The sequence below is a fragment of the Nocardioides speluncae genome, assembly GCF_003121585.1.
GTDB classification, from domain to species: domain Bacteria; phylum Actinomycetota; class Actinomycetes; order Propionibacteriales; family Nocardioidaceae; genus Nocardioides; species Nocardioides speluncae.
Map to the genome: position 1 here is coordinate 181192 of NZ_QEOO01000037.1, position 16544 is coordinate 197735.

The 16544-nt window shown below is 69.1% G+C and carries 16 protein-coding genes; 13 read left to right on the forward strand and 3 right to left on the reverse strand.

Annotated features, from left to right (window positions below; translation table 11 throughout):
- The first annotated feature begins 502 nt into the window (after positions 1–502).
- The 5 genes from DDV73_RS20635 (at position 503) to npdG (ending at position 5972) form a co-directional block, all read left to right on the forward strand.
- A complete protein-coding gene (locus DDV73_RS20635; protein WP_161962485.1) occupies positions 503–2089 on the forward strand; it encodes an ABC transporter substrate-binding protein in 1587 nt (528 codons plus the stop codon).
- A gap of 24 nt (positions 2090–2113) precedes the next feature.
- Positions 2114–2731, forward strand: a complete 618-nt coding sequence (locus DDV73_RS20640; RefSeq protein ID WP_109509145.1) for a TetR/AcrR family transcriptional regulator — start codon at positions 2114–2116, stop codon at positions 2729–2731.
- Complete coding sequence (locus tag DDV73_RS20645; RefSeq protein ID WP_109509146.1) at positions 2728–3909, forward strand: saccharopine dehydrogenase family protein; 1182 nt, start codon at positions 2728–2730, stop codon at positions 3907–3909. Before DDV73_RS20640 ends, DDV73_RS20645 begins: the two co-directional genes overlap by 4 nt.
- Positions 3910–3920: 11 nt before the next feature.
- Positions 3921–5117, forward strand: coding sequence for an NAD(P)/FAD-dependent oxidoreductase (locus tag DDV73_RS20650; protein ID WP_109509147.1), 1197 nt, complete (start codon positions 3921–3923; stop codon positions 5115–5117).
- 192 nt (positions 5118–5309) lie between these two features.
- Positions 5310–5972: an NADPH-dependent F420 reductase gene (npdG, locus tag DDV73_RS20655; protein WP_109509148.1), complete on the forward strand. Its 663-nt coding sequence runs from the start codon at positions 5310–5312 to the stop codon at positions 5970–5972.
- A gap of 57 nt (positions 5973–6029) precedes the next feature.
- On the opposite strand, the gene DDV73_RS20660 is transcribed toward npdG, so the two are convergent.
- Together DDV73_RS20660 and DDV73_RS20665 are read right to left on the reverse strand one after the other, a co-directional pair.
- Entirely contained in the window at positions 6030–6506 is a 477-nt protein-coding gene (locus DDV73_RS20660; protein ID WP_109509149.1) for a nuclear transport factor 2 family protein, read from the reverse strand.
- Positions 6503–7363 carry a TIGR03619 family F420-dependent LLM class oxidoreductase gene (locus tag DDV73_RS20665; protein ID WP_109509150.1) on the reverse strand — a complete coding sequence of 287 codons (861 nt, stop codon included), beginning with the start codon at positions 7361–7363 and terminating at the stop codon, positions 6503–6505. Before DDV73_RS20665 ends, DDV73_RS20660 begins: the two co-directional genes overlap by 4 nt.
- Positions 7364–7522: 159 nt before the next feature.
- On the opposite strand from DDV73_RS20665, the gene DDV73_RS20670 reads away from it, so the two are divergent.
- Positions 7523–8401, forward strand: coding sequence for an IclR family transcriptional regulator (locus DDV73_RS20670; RefSeq protein ID WP_109509375.1), 879 nt, complete (start codon positions 7523–7525; stop codon positions 8399–8401).
- Between the two features lie 13 nt (positions 8402–8414).
- Here DDV73_RS20670 and DDV73_RS20675 read toward each other — a convergent pair whose 3' ends face one another.
- Positions 8415–8960 carry a flavin reductase family protein gene (locus DDV73_RS20675; protein ID WP_206050990.1) on the reverse strand — a complete coding sequence of 182 codons (546 nt, stop codon included), beginning with the start codon at positions 8958–8960 and terminating at the stop codon, positions 8415–8417.
- A gap of 120 nt (positions 8961–9080) precedes the next feature.
- Here DDV73_RS20675 and DDV73_RS20680 point away from each other — a divergent pair, with 120 nt between their 5' ends.
- The 7 genes from DDV73_RS20680 (at position 9081) to DDV73_RS20710 (ending at position 16541) form a co-directional block, all read left to right on the forward strand.
- A complete protein-coding gene (locus DDV73_RS20680) occupies positions 9081–9920 on the forward strand; it encodes an alpha/beta fold hydrolase (RefSeq protein WP_109509151.1) in 840 nt (279 codons plus the stop codon).
- On the forward strand, positions 9917–11566 hold the full coding sequence (locus tag DDV73_RS20685; protein ID WP_109509152.1) for an FAD-binding protein: 1650 nt from the start codon (positions 9917–9919) through the stop codon (positions 11564–11566). The genes DDV73_RS20680 and DDV73_RS20685 overlap by 4 nt, the downstream gene beginning before the upstream one ends.
- Before the next feature lies 1 nt (position 11567).
- Positions 11568–12584: a ferredoxin--NADP reductase gene (locus DDV73_RS20690; RefSeq protein ID WP_109509153.1), complete on the forward strand. Its 1017-nt coding sequence runs from the start codon at positions 11568–11570 to the stop codon at positions 12582–12584.
- A gap of 63 nt (positions 12585–12647) precedes the next feature.
- Positions 12648–13433 carry a 2-keto-4-pentenoate hydratase gene (locus DDV73_RS20695; RefSeq protein WP_109509154.1) on the forward strand — a complete coding sequence of 262 codons (786 nt, stop codon included), beginning with the start codon at positions 12648–12650 and terminating at the stop codon, positions 13431–13433.
- A gap of 8 nt (positions 13434–13441) precedes the next feature.
- A complete protein-coding gene (locus DDV73_RS20700) occupies positions 13442–14335 on the forward strand; it encodes an acetaldehyde dehydrogenase (acetylating) (RefSeq protein WP_206050991.1) in 894 nt (297 codons plus the stop codon).
- Complete coding sequence (gene dmpG, locus DDV73_RS20705; protein WP_109509156.1) at positions 14332–15345, forward strand: 4-hydroxy-2-oxovalerate aldolase; 1014 nt, start codon at positions 14332–14334, stop codon at positions 15343–15345. The genes DDV73_RS20700 and dmpG overlap by 4 nt, the downstream gene beginning before the upstream one ends.
- On the forward strand, positions 15342–16541 hold the full coding sequence (locus DDV73_RS20710) for an acyl-CoA dehydrogenase family protein (RefSeq protein ID WP_109509157.1): 1200 nt from the start codon (positions 15342–15344) through the stop codon (positions 16539–16541). Before dmpG ends, DDV73_RS20710 begins: the two co-directional genes overlap by 4 nt.
- The last annotated feature ends 3 nt before the right edge of the window (positions 16542–16544 follow it).

Consider the following 16544-nt stretch of genomic DNA (forward strand, 5'->3'; position numbering starts at 1 on the left):
ATTCCACGGCACTTCCGCGGCCCGGCCATCAAACTGCACGCATGCTGCCGAGACATCCGCCAACTGGCGGACGGCGCTCGCAGGCCGGTCCACCAGCGGATTCGCGGGTGAGGCCGCAGACCAGGCGAGCAGGACCAAAGCCCATGGGTGAGGCGATGACCCGCTGGGGACTACGTTGTCCATCCCTCGAGCTCGCCGCCGCGTCCGGGCCGATGTGATCCAGACCGGGCTCCTCCGCCTCCAGCGCCTTGGCCCGGTGTTGCTAACTGACTACCACTACCGAGCGCTCCGGTTCGTCGGGACCCGACTCTCGGCGAACGAGAGTGAGCTCGCACACGATGGTTGCCGGACCTCGTTGCCGTCCCGGTCACCGAGACATCATCACAACAGTTGTCATGTGAGTTCCTACGTTGGGCCTTCTCGTTCGGACAGACCAAACAGGCACTCAACAACACCGCAAGGCGGACGACTCATGAGACGAACGGCACGACTGACGACGCTAATGACCACACTCGCCCTGCTCGCGGGTCTCGGCGCATGCGCCGAGACCCAGGACAACGAAGGCGAACGCGACCGTTCCCAGACCCAGGACTCCGTGTACGGCGCTGGCCTCGTCGGCGACACCGAGGACGAACGAGATCCTGTCGAGGGCGGCACGCTGACCTTCGCCGACTACTCCGAAGCCCGCAGCCTGGACCCCACGCAGACCATCGCCACCGGGGCCTCGGGCGGTACGGCCCTGGCCGCCGTGTACGACGTGCTGGTTCGCTACGACGACGCCGCCGGGAAGTACGAGCCCTGGCTCGCCAAGGCCATCACTCCCAACAAGGACTCCACCCAGTGGGTGCTGGACCTCCGCCCGGGGGTGAAGTTCTCCGACGGGACCGATCTGGACGCTCGCGCGGTCACTGCCAGCATCGAGCGCTATATCGACAACGGTGGATCGGACTCGGCACTACTGCAGAAGAACGTCACGTCGATGGAACCCAGTGACGACCACACCGTGGTCTTCACCTTGGCACGCCCGTGGAGCACCTTCCCGCGGATACTGGCCATGGGCGCGGGGATGATCGTGGCCCCGGCTGCCAGCCAGGGCACGGACTTCCGCCCCATCGGGGCCGGACCGTTCGAGCTCCAGGACTACGCTCCGTCCGAGGAGCTGGTTCTTCGTGCGCGCAGCGACTACTGGCGCGGTAAGCCGCACCTGGCCACGCTGCGGTTCGTGTGGCTCGCCGGAGGCCGTCCCAACCTTGAGAACCTCGTTGCCGGTGGAGCCGACCTGACCCTCCTCCGGGAGCCGGACGTCGTGCTCGACGCTCGCAAGGAGGATATCGCCGGCTTTATGACCCCCCTGAGCTTGGGCACCACGCTCTGGATCAACAACCGTGAGGGACGACCGGGCCTCGACGTCCGGGTACGCCAGGCCATCGCCTACGCGATGGATCCCGAGCTCTACGTCGAGCGAGCTTTCAAGGGAGCGGGGATGCCCACGAAGGACCTGTTCGGTCCCCAGTCGCGGTGGCACAGTGACGTGGCAGCACCGTCCGTGGACGCGGACCGGGCTAGCGAACTGGTCGAGGCGGCCAAGGCGGACGGCTTCGACGGTGAGCTCACCTTCGTCGGCGGAGCGTCACCGACCGGGCGCAGCGAGGCACTCGTGACCAAAGCCATGCTCGAGGACGTCGGCTTCAAGGTTGAGCTGGACCTGCTCACCAACATCGCCGATCGGATCCAGCGGCTGTACGTCGAGCGCGACTTCGACATTGCGATCGGTTCCGCGAGCGTGAGTGAGGCAGATCCGTTCCACCAGTTGCACGACACGTTGGCCAGCGACTCCATGCTGAACCTGACCGGCTACGCGTCGCCCGAGATGGATGCTGCTCTGACACGCGTGCAGGGAGCCTCCGGGCAGCCCAATCGGGCCGCGGCGATCCAGGATCTGGAGCGGCTGTGGCACGAAGACGTACCCGCGGTGAACCTTGCCACCGGTGCGACGTTCATCGCCTGGAATCAGGACGTCCACGGGGTGAAGCCCAACGCGGAATACATGATGCTGTTCGGCGAGGCATGGCGCGCGCCTTCCGGTTGAGCAGCGCGAGAAGGAGCAGCAGACATGCAGGAACACAGCGACAAGACATCGGTGAGTGACCTCCCCCCACGGGAGCAGATCGCGGTCGCGACCGCGATCCTGGTCGCTGAACGTGGACTGGAGGGCGCGACCCTGCGCCGCGTTGCTGAGCGGCTCTCCTGCACCACGGGCTTCATCTCCCACTACTACTCATCGAAGGACGACCTGCTTGAGGCGGCGCTCGGGGCCGCCGTGCAGGAGCTTGTCCGTGCGGCAAGCACCGGACCAGCACCCCGGACGGTCGGAGACTGGGTGGAGCGCGTCGTGGAGGCGCTTCCTAACAATGAGCATTCCCGTCGCTTCTGGCGCGTGCTGGTCGTCTTCCAGGCCGCCAGCCTCACCAGCGCGAGGTTGGCCGAGGTCCTCTGTACCTATTCGGAGGAGAAGAAGCCGCACTTGTTCGCGCTGCTTCGAGCTCAGGCCTCACCCAATGCTCCCGACTCCGCAGTCCGCGAACTCACCGACTCCGTGTGGGTTCTGTGCGACGGCTTCGGAACCACAGCGGCCATCAACCCTCAGACATTCCAGCCTGACTTCGTGCGCACTGCGCTCAACGGCGCGATCCGCGAACTGCTGGCAGAACTCCAGGAGACATACTCATGAAGAGCGTCGTGATCCTCAGCGCAGGTGCGGTGGCAGCCGACGTGGCTGCCCGCGTGCACGACTCCCCCTTGGCCACGGAGATCACCGTCGCTGACATCGACGTCGATCGGGCCCGGAGAGTGGTGCGCTCCCTCGGCCTTCCCGAGGAGAGCGCCCGCCAGGTCGACGCCGCGGACCCGGCTTCGGTGCGTGCCGTGGTCCAGGGCGCCGACCTGGTGTTCAACGGCATCGGCCCCTACTTCCGTTTCGGTCTCATCGCGGTGCGCGAAGCAGTCGCCGCCGGCGCCCACTACGTTGACATCTGCGACGAGTACGACGTTGCACACGCGCTGGTGACCGATGCCGACCTCGACACCGAGGCCCGAAGCAAGGGAATCGTCGTCCTCACCGGCATGGGGTCCTCGCCGGGCCTCAGCAACCTGTTGGCCCGCTGGGCCGTGGATTCCCTCGACGAAGCAGAGTCGGTCGAGGTGGTGATCGGGTTGCCCCTGTTCGTCGACCTTGGCACCACCATCAATGCCCACATGCTGCACTCGCTCACCGGCGGGGTCACCCAATGGCTGGACGGCGAGTACGTCGAGGTGCCGGCGTGGAGCGATCCGCAGCCGTTCGAGCTGCTTGGTCGCGGCGGGCGCCACGAGTTCTCCTACTGGGGACATCCGGAAGCGGTCACCCTGCCGCGCTACCTGAAGGTCAACCGAGCCACCTCACGCTTCTCGTGGTTCCAGCAGGAGGGCAACGAGCTGTACCGCTCCTTCGCCCGCTGGGGGCTGGGGGAGGACCAGCCGCTGACGGACGGCGGCGTTCCGCCGCGGCAGTTCCTGGCTGCCCACATGTCCAGCGATATTGCACGTGCGGGAATGTCGGTGGATCTCAGCGGCGAGGCGATGGTGAGCGTCTGGCACGTGGTGGCGACCGGCACGCGCAACGGCGTACCTACCACCGTGACAATCGAGGGTGAGCTGGATCTGCTCGCACGGCGCGAGGTGAGTGGACCGGGACTCACCGGTCTACCGGCCGCGATGGGCGTCCTCGAGGTACTCCGAGGCGCAGTCACAGCACGCGGCGTGGTGGCCCCAGAGGCGTGCTTCGACCCCGAGATCTTCGCCGTTCCCGCCTACGCGCAGATGGGCGTGCACCTGACCCGTCGCGTCAGCACCGTCGAGCGACTGGTCTGAAGGTGACAGAGATGATGAAGATCGCCGTGATCGGGGCCGGACCGCTCGGGTCTGCCACTGCACGTCACCTCGCCGAGAGCGGAGCCCACGTCACTGTGTTCGGACCCGACGAGCCTGCGACATTCGCCGGCCACCAGGGCACCTGGTCGGGGCACTACGACCAGGGACGGATGGCGGTGACCGACCCGCTGTTGGTCGCCAGCATCCTCGGACACCGCGCGATGGCCAGGTACGCAGACCTCGCGATGCGCTCCGGCGTGACGTTCTCACGCTCGCACCCGCAGTTGATGATGTTTCCCGACGGTGCGACCGGCGAAGGGACCCAGGAACCGTCCTCGAGTCATGCCTACCGGATGCTCGATGCGGTGCTGGAGCACTCCCGCACGTTCGGTGAGACGCCTGAGGTGCTCGACTCCGCGCAGCTGCACGCGCGGTTCCCGGACATGCGGTTCGCAGCGAACCAGATCGGTGCGTTGCAACACGATGCGCTGATCGTCAACCCCCGCCTGCTGGTGCGTGCGGAGCTTGTGCTCGCGGAGGCCGCCGGAGCGACCCGGGTGCGCGAGCTCGTCGTCGGCTTGGAGTCCACAGCTTCCCAGGTTCGGCTCACCCTGGCCGACGGCTTCACAGCGAGCTTCGACAAGGTCGTGGTCGCCACTGGGGCCGGCACCAACGCGAGCGGGCTGCTCCCCGCTCGGGTCGACACGACGGTCTACGGCGCCACCATCGTGCTCCTCGAGGTCGACGGTCCCGACGTGGTGCAGATGCCGGCATGGATGTACCTGGACAGCCACCACGGTGGCGGCCTGATCACGCCCCCAACCCAGTACCCGGACCGACGCTGGTATCTCAAATGTGCCAGCGGGCAACTGCTCAGCAACCCGCTGCACAGCGCAGGGGAGATCAGCGGCTGGGTCAGCACCGGCGGCGAGTCGAGCGAGCTCGACTACTTCCAGGAGTTCGTCGCACGCAGTCTTCCCGCCGTTCAGGTGCGTGGGGGGCACACGAGGCCGTGCCTGCCCAGCATCAACACCACCAGCGTTCCCTACATTGACATGGTGGACGAGCGCGTGGGGCTCGTGGTCGAAGGCGAGCGCGGCGTCATGATGGCCGACGAAATCGGCCGCCTGTCCGCACGTCTCACCCTGACCGGGGAGTGGCGGGACTCGCTGGACCACCACGAGGTGGCGGTGCGCTGGGCCGCCTGAGCTCAACCGGGCCATACCCCCGGCACCTGGACACGGTGGGCCGGAAACAGCCTCTGGAGGGCCGACACGGCCTCCTCCACCTTGGGCCAATATCGCCGACCGACTTACCGCTGAACGGGACTCGCCGTGCGGCAGAGAGGCGCGGGGCCGAATGCTGGCCGTGAACCGGCGCATCCCGAACAGGAGTCACACGTGAGCACGATCGCGATCATCGGCGGCACGGGTCCGCAGGGCAGGGGCCTCGGCTACCGGTTCGCGAAGGGCGGCCACGCGGTCGTCCTCGGCTCGCGCTCGGAGGAACGGGCGGCGAAGGCCGCCGCGGAGGTCCAGGCCCGAATCGCGGGTGCTGGCTCGGTTATCGGGGCGTCCAACGCCAAGGCTGCCGAGGCTGCGGACCTGGTGCTGCTGGCCGTTCCGTACGACGGGCACGATGCCCTGGTCGCCGAGCTGGCGGATTCGTTGAGCGGCAAGGTCGTGATCAGCTGCGTCAATCCCCTGGGCTTCGACAAGGCCGGCCCCTATGGACTCAACCTCGGCCCCACCTCCGCCGCGGAGCAGGCCCAGGCTCTGGTCCCCGGTGCGCGGGTCGTCGGCGCGTTCCACCACCTCTCGGCGGTCTCGCTCATCAGCGACGCGGAGATCCACGAGGACGTGCTCGTCTGCGGTGACGACGCGGACGCGAAGGCCGTCGTCCAGGAGCTGGCCACCACCGTCTCTGGCGGGCGGGGTATCGACGCCGGGAAGCTCCGGCTCGCCCGGCAGCTCGAGCCGCTCACCGCCGTCCTCATCTCCATCAACCGGCGCTACAAGGCCCGGTCCGGGATCTCCATCGCCGGTCTCGATCCCGGCCGATGACCATCGCCCGGTCCCTCGAGGCGGCGCGCCGCACCACGATGGAGCGCGCTGAGGAGGTCAGCAGCCCGAGGCGAGCAGTGCTGGCGACTCGGCCCGGCCGTCGAGGACCCTGTTGGTCCGCACCGTGACCTTCCATCCCGTCTCGCCACGCCGAAGCCGCCAGTGGTTGGCGGTCGCGCGGCGAACGACGAATCGCCCGGCCTGGTGGACGATCATGAGCGAATGGCAGACCGCCACCGCGTCGTCGCCAATGACCGTGACGACAGGCGGGCCGACGAAGTGCGCGCAGCCACCAGCGATCCAGCCCTGGTGGTTGGCCGACTCGACCATCGCCACGATCTCGCCGTGTCCGTGCATCACGAGCTCGTCGACGTCGTAGACACCGCCGGCCTCCCAGAGCGCGGCGACCGCCTCGGCGGAGCCGGCGTCGACGAGAGGGCCGTAGGACGCGATCAGCCGGGCAATGTCCGCCTCGTCCTCAAGTCGCTGGATCCGGGCCTCGAGCGCTGCCCAGTCGTTGATGCTGTCGCTCACGCGCCGACCTTGTCGCCGACCACGGCCAGGGCCGCGAGCTGCTCGCAGTAGTGGTCCACCGAGTCAGCCGCGAGGGCGGCGCCCGCAATGGTGGCACCGGCCTCACGGAGTCCGGTCAGCACGCGCTCGGCCCGATCCGGGTCCCCGATCGGGTCGAGCTGGCGGCCGGCGCTGAGCACGACGTTGAATCCCTCGGGCAGCTCGACCGTGTCGAGCAGGCCGCGCAGCTGGTCCGTGTTGAGGCCGAAGGGAACCCAGCCGTCGCCGTACGTCGCGGCGCGGCGCAGCGAGCGCAGCGTGCGGCCGCCGATCCACAGCGGCACGCGTTCCTGCCGCGCGTGGGGCTCGACGACGAAGCCGGCGTAGTCGTAGCTCTCGCCGTGGAACTCCGGGACCCGCCGAGAGAGCGAGGAGCGTAGGGCGCTGATCGCCTCGTCGGCGCGGGCGCCACGACCGGCGAACTCCGCGCCGAGCAGGTCGAACTCCTCCTCGAGACTGCCCACGCCGAGCCCCAGGACCAGGCGGCCGTTGCTCACCTGGTCGAGCGTTCCGTAGCGCTTGGCGATCTCGAGGGGGTGGTGGTATCCGAGCACGAGCACCTGAGTGGCCAGCTTGATCTGCGTCGTCCGGGCGGCCAGATAGCCGAGGGTCGCCAGCGGGTCCCAGTACGTCGCCCCGCGCTGCTCTGCGATCTCCTCGGGGACGGCGACGTGCTCGCTGCAGGTCAGGTGGTGGAAGCCGAGCCGGTCGGCCGCCGCGGCGATCCGGGCGAGCTCCTCGATCCCGGCCGTGGTCTCCCACGGGGAGTGGGCGCCGGGCACGGCGGTGACGACGGGACTGGCGATTCCGATGCGCATGGACGCGTGTCTACCGGCTAGCCGTCGGCGGGACTCGGCCGGTCCCGGTGGCCGGGAGACCATTTCTGAAATTCTTTCTAGTTTTGTCTTCCCTTGGACTGTGGCCATTGCTACAGTCAAAACAAGAATTCATTTCAGTTTTGGGTCGTGGAGGCCGTCATGTCCGTGGCAACAGTGGCACCAGAGGTCCGTCCCGAGCTCCCGCCGAGCATGGTGGAGCGGATGACACTCATCCTCGACGAGTTCTCGGCCCGCACCACGCGACTGACGCTGGAGGACGTGGCCCGGCGCACGCACCTGCCGCGCTCCACCGCACACCGGATCCTCGATCAGCTGGTCAAGCTGCGCTGGCTTGACCACACCTCGTTCGGCTACTGCCTCGGCCGCCGCTCGCTCAGCCTGGGGGGTGGCGGCGACGACCACGCCGAGGTGCGCGAGGCGGCCGCACCGCTGCTGCACCAGCTCAGCGTGCAGACCGGCCTCGTGGTCCACCTGGCAGTCCTGGACGAGGCCGAGGTTGTCTACCTCGACAAGGTCGGCGGCCGCTTCGCCGCCGCCGTCCCCTCGCGGGTCGGAGGCCGTGCCCCGGCACACAGCACCGCGCTGGGCAAGGCGATGCTCGCCTGGCTGCAGCCCGAGGACGTCGAGGAGCGGTTCTCCACGGAGCTGCACCGCCAGACGCACCTCACCATCGGCGAGGTCGGGCTGCTCCACCAGGAGCTGAACCGGATCCGTGCCCGTCGTGGCGTGGCCTTCGAGCGCGGCGAGTGCTTCTCGCAGATCTCCTGCGTGGCCGCTGCCATCCGCGGACCTGAGAGCCCGATCGCGGCCATCTCGCTCGTAGGTGACTCCCGTGCTCCGCTGGAGAAGGTGGCCCCCCTGGTCGCGGACGCCGCCCATCGCGTCTCGCTCGAGCTCTTCCCGCAGGTGAGTGAGTCGCGCAGCGCCCGCCGCAAGGCCTTGGCCGGACAGCAGAACTTCTCCGCCGCGACCCTCGAGCGCCTCGCCATCGCAGGCCAGAGCGGCAGCTGGTTCTGAGCGCTGCCGGGGCTCAGCCCCAGTGGTCGCCCCAGCCCCACAGGCCGGGCTCGTCCAGGACGGGAACGGACTCCGCGTCGACTCCGAACCCGCCGCGGTAGAAGATCATCGGCCGCTCGTCCTCGAGCGGCTCCACCTCGAGCACCCGGCCCAGCACCACGTCGTGGTCGCCCGCCACGTGTACGTCGTACACCTCGGCGTGGACCCGGAGGAGTACGCCGGACAGCGCGGGCGTGCCCCAGCGGGAGACGTCCCAGTCGAGGCCGTCGTACTTGAGCCCGCGGCTGGAGCCGAACCGTGCGCACAGGTCCTCCTGCTGCTCGGCCAGCACGTTGACGCTGAACCGGCCTGAGGTGCGGATCCGGGGCCAGGCCCGTCCCCGGTGGTCCGCGCAGAAGAGGATCAGCGGCGGGTCCAGCGACACAGAGGTGAAGGACTGGCAGGCGAAGCCCACCGGCTCGCCCTCATCGAGACCGGTCACCACGGTCACGCCCGAGGCGAACGCGCTCATCGCGCGACGCAGCTCGTCGGGGCTGGGTGCCAGCTCTTGGATGCTCATGCGTCGACGGTAGGACCGCGTCCCCGGCGTACGACGACAGGTCCCGGTCAACGGGAGACCCGGATCCACCTCCGGCCCCGGCTGTCTACGGTCCGAGGACCGACCAGGAAGAGGGCGAGAATGCTGAAGGAGCTGGCCACCGACCAAGGTGTGCTGAGGTACTACGACGCGGGTGACGGCCCGCCACTCCTGCTGCTGCACGGATCCGGGCCGGGGGTGACCGGCTGGCGCAACTACGAGGGCAACCTGCCGGCGCTGTCCCGGCACTTCCGCTGCCTGGTCCTGGAGTTCCCCGGGTTCGGGGTCAGCGACCCGACCGACCAGCACCCGATGCTGGCCGCGCCGGCCTCGGTGATCCGCTTCCTCGACGGGCTCGACCTCGACCAGGTCGACGTCATCGGCAACTCGATGGGCGGCATCGTCGCCACCCAGCTGGCCCTCAACCACCCGGAGCGGGTGCGCAGCCTGGTGACTATCGGCGGCGTGGGCAAGAACATCTTCAGCCCGTTCCCGGGCGAGGGCATCAACCTGCTCATGGAGTTCACCGAGGACCCGACGCGCGAACGGCTCGTCCAGTGGCTGCGGTCCATGGTCTTCGACCAGGGGCTCGTCACCGACCAGCTCGTCGAGGACCGCTTCGCTCAGGCCACGGAGCCGGAGACGCTCGACTTCTCCCGCCGCATGTACGGGCGCGCAGCGATGGAGGCACGCGCCGCGGCCGCCGCGGCGAGCGACGCTCCGCCGTACTGGGCGATGTTGCACAAGATCAAGGCCCGGACCCTCATCACGTGGGGCCGGGACGACCGGGTCAGCCCGGTTGACATGGCGCTGTTGCCGATGCGAACGATTCCTGAGGTGGAGGTTCACGTGTTCCCCAACTGCGGACACTGGGTGATGATCGAGCAGAAGGAAGCCTGGGAGGCCACTGTGCTTTCCTTCCTGACGCGGGGCGACCGATGAGCGGCGGCTGGGACGACGAGTTCGACCTTGTCGTCGTCGGCAGCGGTGGCGGCGGGATGACGGCGGCGCTCACGGCCCACGACGTCGGCCTGAGCTGCGTCGTACTCGAGAAGGCGAAGCTGTACGGCGGCACAACCGGCATCTCCGGCGGTGGCATCTGGATCCCCAACAACCCCGCGCTCCGCCGGGCGGGTCACGACGACAGTCGCGAGTCGATCCGGACCTACCTCGACGAGCTGATCGGTGAGCGTGCCGAGCCCGCCCGCCTCGACGCGTACGTCGACCACGGTCCCGACGCGATGGCGCTTCTCGAGAAGAGCAAGTGGCTCAAGTTCTTCTGGACCAAGGGTTACTCCGACTACCACCCCGAGCTCGAGGGCGGCCGTCCGCTCGGCCGCTCCATCGAGGCCGTGCCGTTCGACACCCGTAAGCTCCGCGAGGACGAGGAGTTCCAGCGGCCGAACAGCATGAAGGGGCCGCTCGGCCTCTGGATCACGGCGAAGGACTACCGCAACCTGGCCATGGTCAAGCGCACCTGGGGCGGACGCCGGACCAGCCTCGTCGCCGCCTGGCGGGTGTTCTCCAACTTCTTCCGGCGCCGGCACATGTCCACGGGTGGCCGCGCCCTGGTGGCGCGCCTGCGGATGGCGCTCAAGGACGCCGGCATCCCGCTCTGGCTGCAGACCCCGATGACCTCGCTGGTCGTCGAGGGCGGTCGCGTGGTCGGCGTCGAGGTGACCCGTGACGGCGAGACCCGGCGCATCCGGGCGGGCAAGGGCGTGCTCCTGGCCAGTGGCGGCTTCGACCACAACCAGGAGATGCGCAACACCTGGCTGCCCGAGGGCGGCCGCGAGGACCTGAGCCTCGGGGCGCGGGAGAACGTCGGCGACGGCATCGTCGCCGGGCTCGGCCTCGGTGCGGCGGTCGACCTGATGGACGACGCGTGGTGGATGCCGTCGGTGACCCACCCCAGCGGCGCCAGCATCCCGCTGGTCTCCGAGCGGTGCATCCCGGGCTCGGTCATCGTGTCCGTGGACGGCAAGAGGTTCACCAACGAGTCGTCGCCGTACACGAACTTCGTGCACGACCAGCTGGACGGCAAGCACGTTCCCGCCTGGTTCGTCATGGACACCAAGGCCCGTCGTCGCTACCCGTTCGCCCAGATCCTGCCCGGGCAGCCGTTCCCGAAGTCGTTCTACGACGCGGGCCTGGTGGTCCGCGCCGACTCGCTCGACGAGCTGGCCACGAAGGTCGGCTTGCCCACCGAGGCCCTCGCAACAACCGTGGCGACGTTCAACGACTACGCCCGCACCGGCGTCGACCTCGACTTCGGCCGGGGCGACAGTGCGTATGACCGCTACTACGGCGACCCGACCCGGAAGAACCCGAACCTCGACACCATCGACCAGGGGCCGTACTACGCGGTGAAGCTGGACGTCGGCGACCTCGGCACCAAGGGTGGCCTGGTCTGTGACGAGCACGCCAGGGTGCTGCGGGAGGACGGGTCGGTCATCGACGGGCTCTACGTCACGGGCAACGCGTCGTCCTCGGTGATGGGCAACGAGTACGCCGGCCCCGGTGCCACGATCGGCCCCTCGATGGTCTTCGGGTACGTCGCGGCGCGGCACGCAGCTGGAGTGCACTGACATGTCGCTCCAGGTCCGGGTGGTCGAGGTGATCCGCGAGACGGCGGACGCGCACTCCCTCGTACTCGAGCCGGTGGACAGCCCTGCGCTGTCCTACCGGCCCGGTCAGTTCCTCACCCTCCGGATCCCGAGCGATCGGACCGGGGGAGCCGCACGGTGCTACTCGCTGTGCAGCTCGCCTGCCCTCGACGAGAAGCCCAAGATCACCGTCAAGCGCACGGCAGGCGGCTACGGATCCAACTGGATCTGCGACCACGTCGTGGCCGGGACCGTGCTGGAGGTGCTGAAGCCGTCGGGGACCTTCACTCCGAAGAACCTCGACGACGACCTGCTGCTCTTTGCGGGCGGCTCCGGCATCACGCCGGTGCTGTCCATCCTCAAGTCCAGCCTGTACGCCGGTAGCGCGGCCGTCACCCTGGTCTACGCCAACCGTGACCCGGAGTCGGTGATCTTCCGCACCGAGCTGGCCGCGCTGGTCGCGGCGTTCCCGCACCGGCTCGAGGTGCTGCACTGGCTGGAATCGACCGAGGGCCTACCGACGGCCGCGCGCGTCTCCGCCGTCCTCGCGGAGCGTCCCGGCCGACAGTCGTTCGTCTGCGGGCCCGGCCCGTTCATGGACCTCGTCGCGGAGACCCTCCGTGCCGGGGGAGTGCCCGCCGACCACGTGCACATAGAGCGGTTCACCTCGCTGCACGACGACCCCTTCGACGCCACCCCCGTCGTGCTCGAGACCGGCACGCCGGAGAGCACGGTCCAGGTGACCCTCGATGGCGACACCCGCAGCGTTGCCTGGCCGCAGGGCAACCGCCTGCTCGACGTACTCCTCGCGGCCGGCCTCGAGGCGCCGTTCTCCTGCCGGGAAGGCGCCTGCAGTGCCTGCGCGTGCGTGCTGCTGGACGGTGAGGTCGATCTGGACCGCAACGAGGTGCTCGACGCCGCCGACCTGGCGGACGGCCTCATCCTCGCCTGCCAGGCGCGACCCCGCAGCGACCGCCTCAAAGTCACCTACGACGCCTGACCGGCGTCCCGCTCAACGGGAGGCAGCCCGCACCGAAGCGGCTGCGACTGCGACCGTCGGACCATGCTCGACACCCAGACCCGGAACACCGCCGCGGACGTCCTGTGGGCCGCCGAGGTCGGCCGGTCCCCGCTGCGCCCGCTGCGCGAGTCCTTCCCCGCCGCCGACGTGGTCGACGCCTACGAGATCCAGCTGATCAACATCCGCCGCCGCCTCGATGCGGGCGCCCGCGTCTACGGCCACAAGGTCGGCCTCTCCTCCCCGGTCATGCAGCAGATGATGGGCGTCGACGAACCCGACTACGGCCACCTGCTCGACTCGATGGTGCTGTCGGAGTCGACGCCGATCCGGTGCGCGGACTACTGCTTCCCGCGGATCGAGGTCGAGATCGCCTATGTGCTGGGGGAGACCCTGCCGGGCGAGGGCTGCACCGAGACCGACGTCATCGCCGCGACGGCGTACGTCGCCCCGGCGCTCGAGCTGATCGACAGCCGGATCACCGACTGGCAGATCGGTCTCGTCGACACGATCGCCGACAACGCTTCCTCGGCCGGCGTGCTTCTGGGCGCCGGCCGGGGGAACCCAAGCGACCTGGATCTCGCCGACATCGAGGCGGTGCTGTTCGAGAACGGCACCGAGACCGCCCGGGGCAACACCGCCGCCGTGCTCGGCAACCCGACCGCCGCGGTGGCCTGGCTGGCGCGCAAGGTCGCGACCTTCGGGGTGAAGCTCGAAGCCGGCCACGTGATCCTGCCCGGCTCGTGCACCCGTGCGGTCGACGTAAGCCCAGGAGTTCAGTTCCGGGCCGACTTCGCCGGTCTCGGCTCCGTGACCGCGACCTTCGAGTGAGGAAGACAGTGAAGGCAACCGCCGCCATCGTCGGCTCCGGCAACATCGGCACCGACCTGCTCTACAAGCTGCTCCGCTCGGAGCTGGTCGAGCCGCGCTGGATGATCGGGGTCGACCCGGCGTCCGAAGGGCTCAAGCGCGCCGCCAACCTCGGCGTCGAGCCGAGCGCCGAGGGCGTCGACTGGCTGCTCTCCTTGGACGAGCTGCCCGACCTGGTCTTCGAGGCCACCTCGGCCTACGTGCACCGCGCGAACGCCCCGAGGTACGCCGAGCTCGGCATCCAGGCGATCGACCTGACTCCGGCCGCGGTCGGGCCGGCGGTCGTCCCGGCGGTCAACCTCGGCGCCCACCTCGACGCCGACAACGTCAACCTGATCACCTGCGGCGGCCAGGCGACGATCCCGATCGTGCACGCCGTCTCGCGCATCACGCCGGTGGCGTACGCCGAGATCGTGGCCAGTGTCGCGTCCCCCTCGGCCGGCCCCGGCACCCGCCAGAACATCGATGAGTTCACGATCACGACCTCGCGCGGCATCGAGACCATCGGTGGCGCCGAGCGGGGCAAGGCGATCATCATCCTGAACCCGGCCGAGCCGCCGATGCTGATGCGGGACACGGTGTTCTGCGCGATCGGCGAGGACGTCGACCAGGACGCGATCGCGGCCTCGATCCACGAGATGGTCGCATCCGTCGCGACGTACGTGCCCGGTTACCGGCTCCGTGCCGAGCCGCAGTTCGACGTGCCCACGGCGACCAGCGGAGGGATGGCCCGGGTGGCGGTCTTCCTCGAGGTCGAGGGCGCGGGCGACTTCCTGCCGCCGTACTCCGGCAACCTCGACATCATGACCGCCGCGGCGACCCGAGTCGGCGAAGGCTTTGCCAGCAAGGCGGTGTCGGCATGATCCGGGTGACCGACTCCTCCCTCCGCGACGGCTCGCACGCCAAGCGGCACCAGTTCACCGAGGAGCACGTCCGCGACATCGTGGGCGCGCTCGACGGGGCCGGCGTGCCCGTCATCGAGGTGACCCACGGCGACGGCCTCGGCGGCTCGTCGTTCAACTACGGCTTCAGCCGCACGCCCGAGCAGACGCTGATCAAGGCGGCCGTGGACACCGCGGTGAACTCGAAGATCGCGTTCCTGATGCTCCCCGGCCTCGGCATCAAGGACGATATCCGCGAGGCCGCCGGCAACGGTGCGGCCATCTGCCGCGTCGCGACCCACTGCACCGAGGCGGACGTGTCCGAGCAGCACTTCGGGCTGGCCCGTGAGCTCGGTCTCGAGACCGTCGGCTTCCTGATGATGTCCCACTCCCAGCCGCCCGAGGTGCTGGCCCGGCAGGCCCGGATCATGGCGGATGCCGGCTGCCAGTGCGTGTACGTCGTCGACTCGGCGGGCGCGCTCATCCTCGAGCAGACCGGCGATCGGGTGGCAGCTCTGGTGGCGGAGCTCGGCACCGATGCCCAGGTGGGCTTCCACGGGCACGAGAACCTCGGCCTCGGAGTAGCCAACTCGGTCATCGCGGTCCGGGCCGGAGCGCAGCAGATCGACGGCTCGACGCGGCGCTTCGGAGCCGGTGCCGGCAACACCCCGGTCGAGGCGTTCGTCGCGGTCGCAGAGAAGCTCGGCATCGAGACCGGCATCGACACCCTGGCCATCATCGACGCCGCGGAGGACGTTGTACGCCCCGTGATGGACGGCGAGTGCCTGCTCGACCGGCTCTCGCTGACCATGGGCTACGCCGGCGTCTACTCCAGCTTCCTCAAGCACGCCGACCAGCTGGCCGGACGGTACGACGTCTCCGGCGCGCAGATCCTCGTCGAGGCGGGGAAGCGCAAGCTCATCGGCGGCCAGGAGGACCAGCTCATCGAGATCGCCGTCGCACTCTCCGCACAGGAAGAGGCTCGCTCATGAATGCTCTGGCCACGCCCAACCCCGTCCTTGCCGCCGTCGAGGCGCGAGCCGAGGAGCTCGCGGCCCTCGGCGAGTCCAACGAGAAGCTCGGCAAGCTCGACGACTCCGCCGCGAAGATCCTGCGCGAGTCGGGCGTCATCAAGATGCTCCAGCCGGCGACATACGGCGGTGCCGAGGCGCACCCTCGCGACTTCGCCGAGACCGTGATGCGCATCGCCTCCATCGACGGCTCCACCGGCTGGGTGGCCGGCATCGTTGGCGTCCACCCGTGGGAGATGGCGATGTGCGACCAGCGCGTGCAGGAAGAGATCTGGGGCGCCGACAACGACACCTGGATCGCCTCGCCGTACGCGCCGATGGGGGTGCTGAAGCCCGTCGACGGCGGCTACATCTTCAACGGGCGCTGGCAGTTCTCGTCGGGCACCGACCACTGCGACTGGATCTTCCTCGGCGCGTTCCTCGGTGACGAGGACGGCAAGACGCTGATGCCGCCGCAGAACTACCACGTGATCCTGCCGCGATCGGACTACACGATCGTCGAGGACTCGTGGGACGTCGTCGGCCTGCGCGGCACCGGCTCGAAGGACATCATCGTCAAGGACGCCTTCATCCCGTCCTACCGCGCCGTCCCGTTCAGCACGATGATGGACGGCTCGGCGCTGGCCGACTCGGGCGTCGAGAACCCGACGTACGCCGTTCCGTTCACCACGATCTTCCCGCTCGGCATCACCTCCGCCGTCATCGGCATCGCCGAGGGAGCGCTCGCCGCGCACCTGGCCTACCAGCGCACCCGCGTGCAGATCACCGGCACGAAGGTGAAGGACGACCCCTATGTCCTGTTCGCGATCAGCGCCGCGGCCGAGGAGATCAAGGCCTCGCGCGTCTCATTGCTGGAGAACGTCACCCGCATCTACGACAAGGTCGCGGCCGGCGGCGAGATCTCGTTCAACGAGCGCGCTGCCTCCCGGCGTACCCAGGTCGCTGCCGGGTGGCGCGCGGTCCGCGCGATGGACGAGGTCGTGGCGCGCTCCGGCGGCAACGGCCTGCGCATGGACAACCCGATCCAGCGGTTCTGGCGTGATGGCCACATGGGCATGGCCCACGCCATCCACGTTCCGGGTGCGGTCTTCCACGTCGCGGCCCTCACGGACCTCGACGTGACTCCGCCGCCCGGCCCGATGCTCTCGATGATCTGAAGG

What these genes read in the sequence shown, in the direction of transcription:
- DDV73_RS20635 (WP_161962485.1), top strand. Translation starts at nt 503, where the DNA reads ATGACCACACTCGCCCTGCTCGCGGGTCTCGGCGCATGCGCCGAGACC.
- DDV73_RS20640 (WP_109509145.1), top strand. Translation starts at nt 2,114, where the DNA reads ATGCAGGAACACAGCGACAAGACATCGGTGAGTGACCTCCCCCCACGG.
- DDV73_RS20645 (WP_109509146.1), top strand. Translation starts at nt 2,728, where the DNA reads ATGAAGAGCGTCGTGATCCTCAGCGCAGGTGCGGTGGCAGCCGACGTG.
- DDV73_RS20650 (WP_109509147.1), top strand. Translation starts at nt 3,921, where the DNA reads ATGATGAAGATCGCCGTGATCGGGGCCGGACCGCTCGGGTCTGCCACT.
- DDV73_RS20665 (WP_109509150.1), bottom strand. Translation starts at nt 7,363, where the DNA reads ATGCGCATCGGAATCGCCAGTCCCGTCGTCACCGCCGTGCCCGGCGCC.
- DDV73_RS20670 (WP_109509375.1), top strand. Translation starts at nt 7,523, where the DNA reads ATGTCCGTGGCAACAGTGGCACCAGAGGTCCGTCCCGAGCTCCCGCCG.
- DDV73_RS20675 (WP_206050990.1), bottom strand. Translation starts at nt 8,960, where the DNA reads ATGAGCATCCAAGAGCTGGCACCCAGCCCCGACGAGCTGCGTCGCGCG.
- DDV73_RS20680 (WP_109509151.1), top strand. Translation starts at nt 9,081, where the DNA reads ATGCTGAAGGAGCTGGCCACCGACCAAGGTGTGCTGAGGTACTACGAC.
- DDV73_RS20685 (WP_109509152.1), top strand. Translation starts at nt 9,917, where the DNA reads ATGAGCGGCGGCTGGGACGACGAGTTCGACCTTGTCGTCGTCGGCAGC.
- DDV73_RS20690 (WP_109509153.1), top strand. Translation starts at nt 11,568, where the DNA reads ATGTCGCTCCAGGTCCGGGTGGTCGAGGTGATCCGCGAGACGGCGGAC.
- DDV73_RS20695 (WP_109509154.1), top strand. Translation starts at nt 12,648, where the DNA reads ATGCTCGACACCCAGACCCGGAACACCGCCGCGGACGTCCTGTGGGCC.
- dmpG (WP_109509156.1), top strand. Translation starts at nt 14,332, where the DNA reads ATGATCCGGGTGACCGACTCCTCCCTCCGCGACGGCTCGCACGCCAAG.
- DDV73_RS20710 (WP_109509157.1), top strand. Translation starts at nt 15,342, where the DNA reads ATGAATGCTCTGGCCACGCCCAACCCCGTCCTTGCCGCCGTCGAGGCG.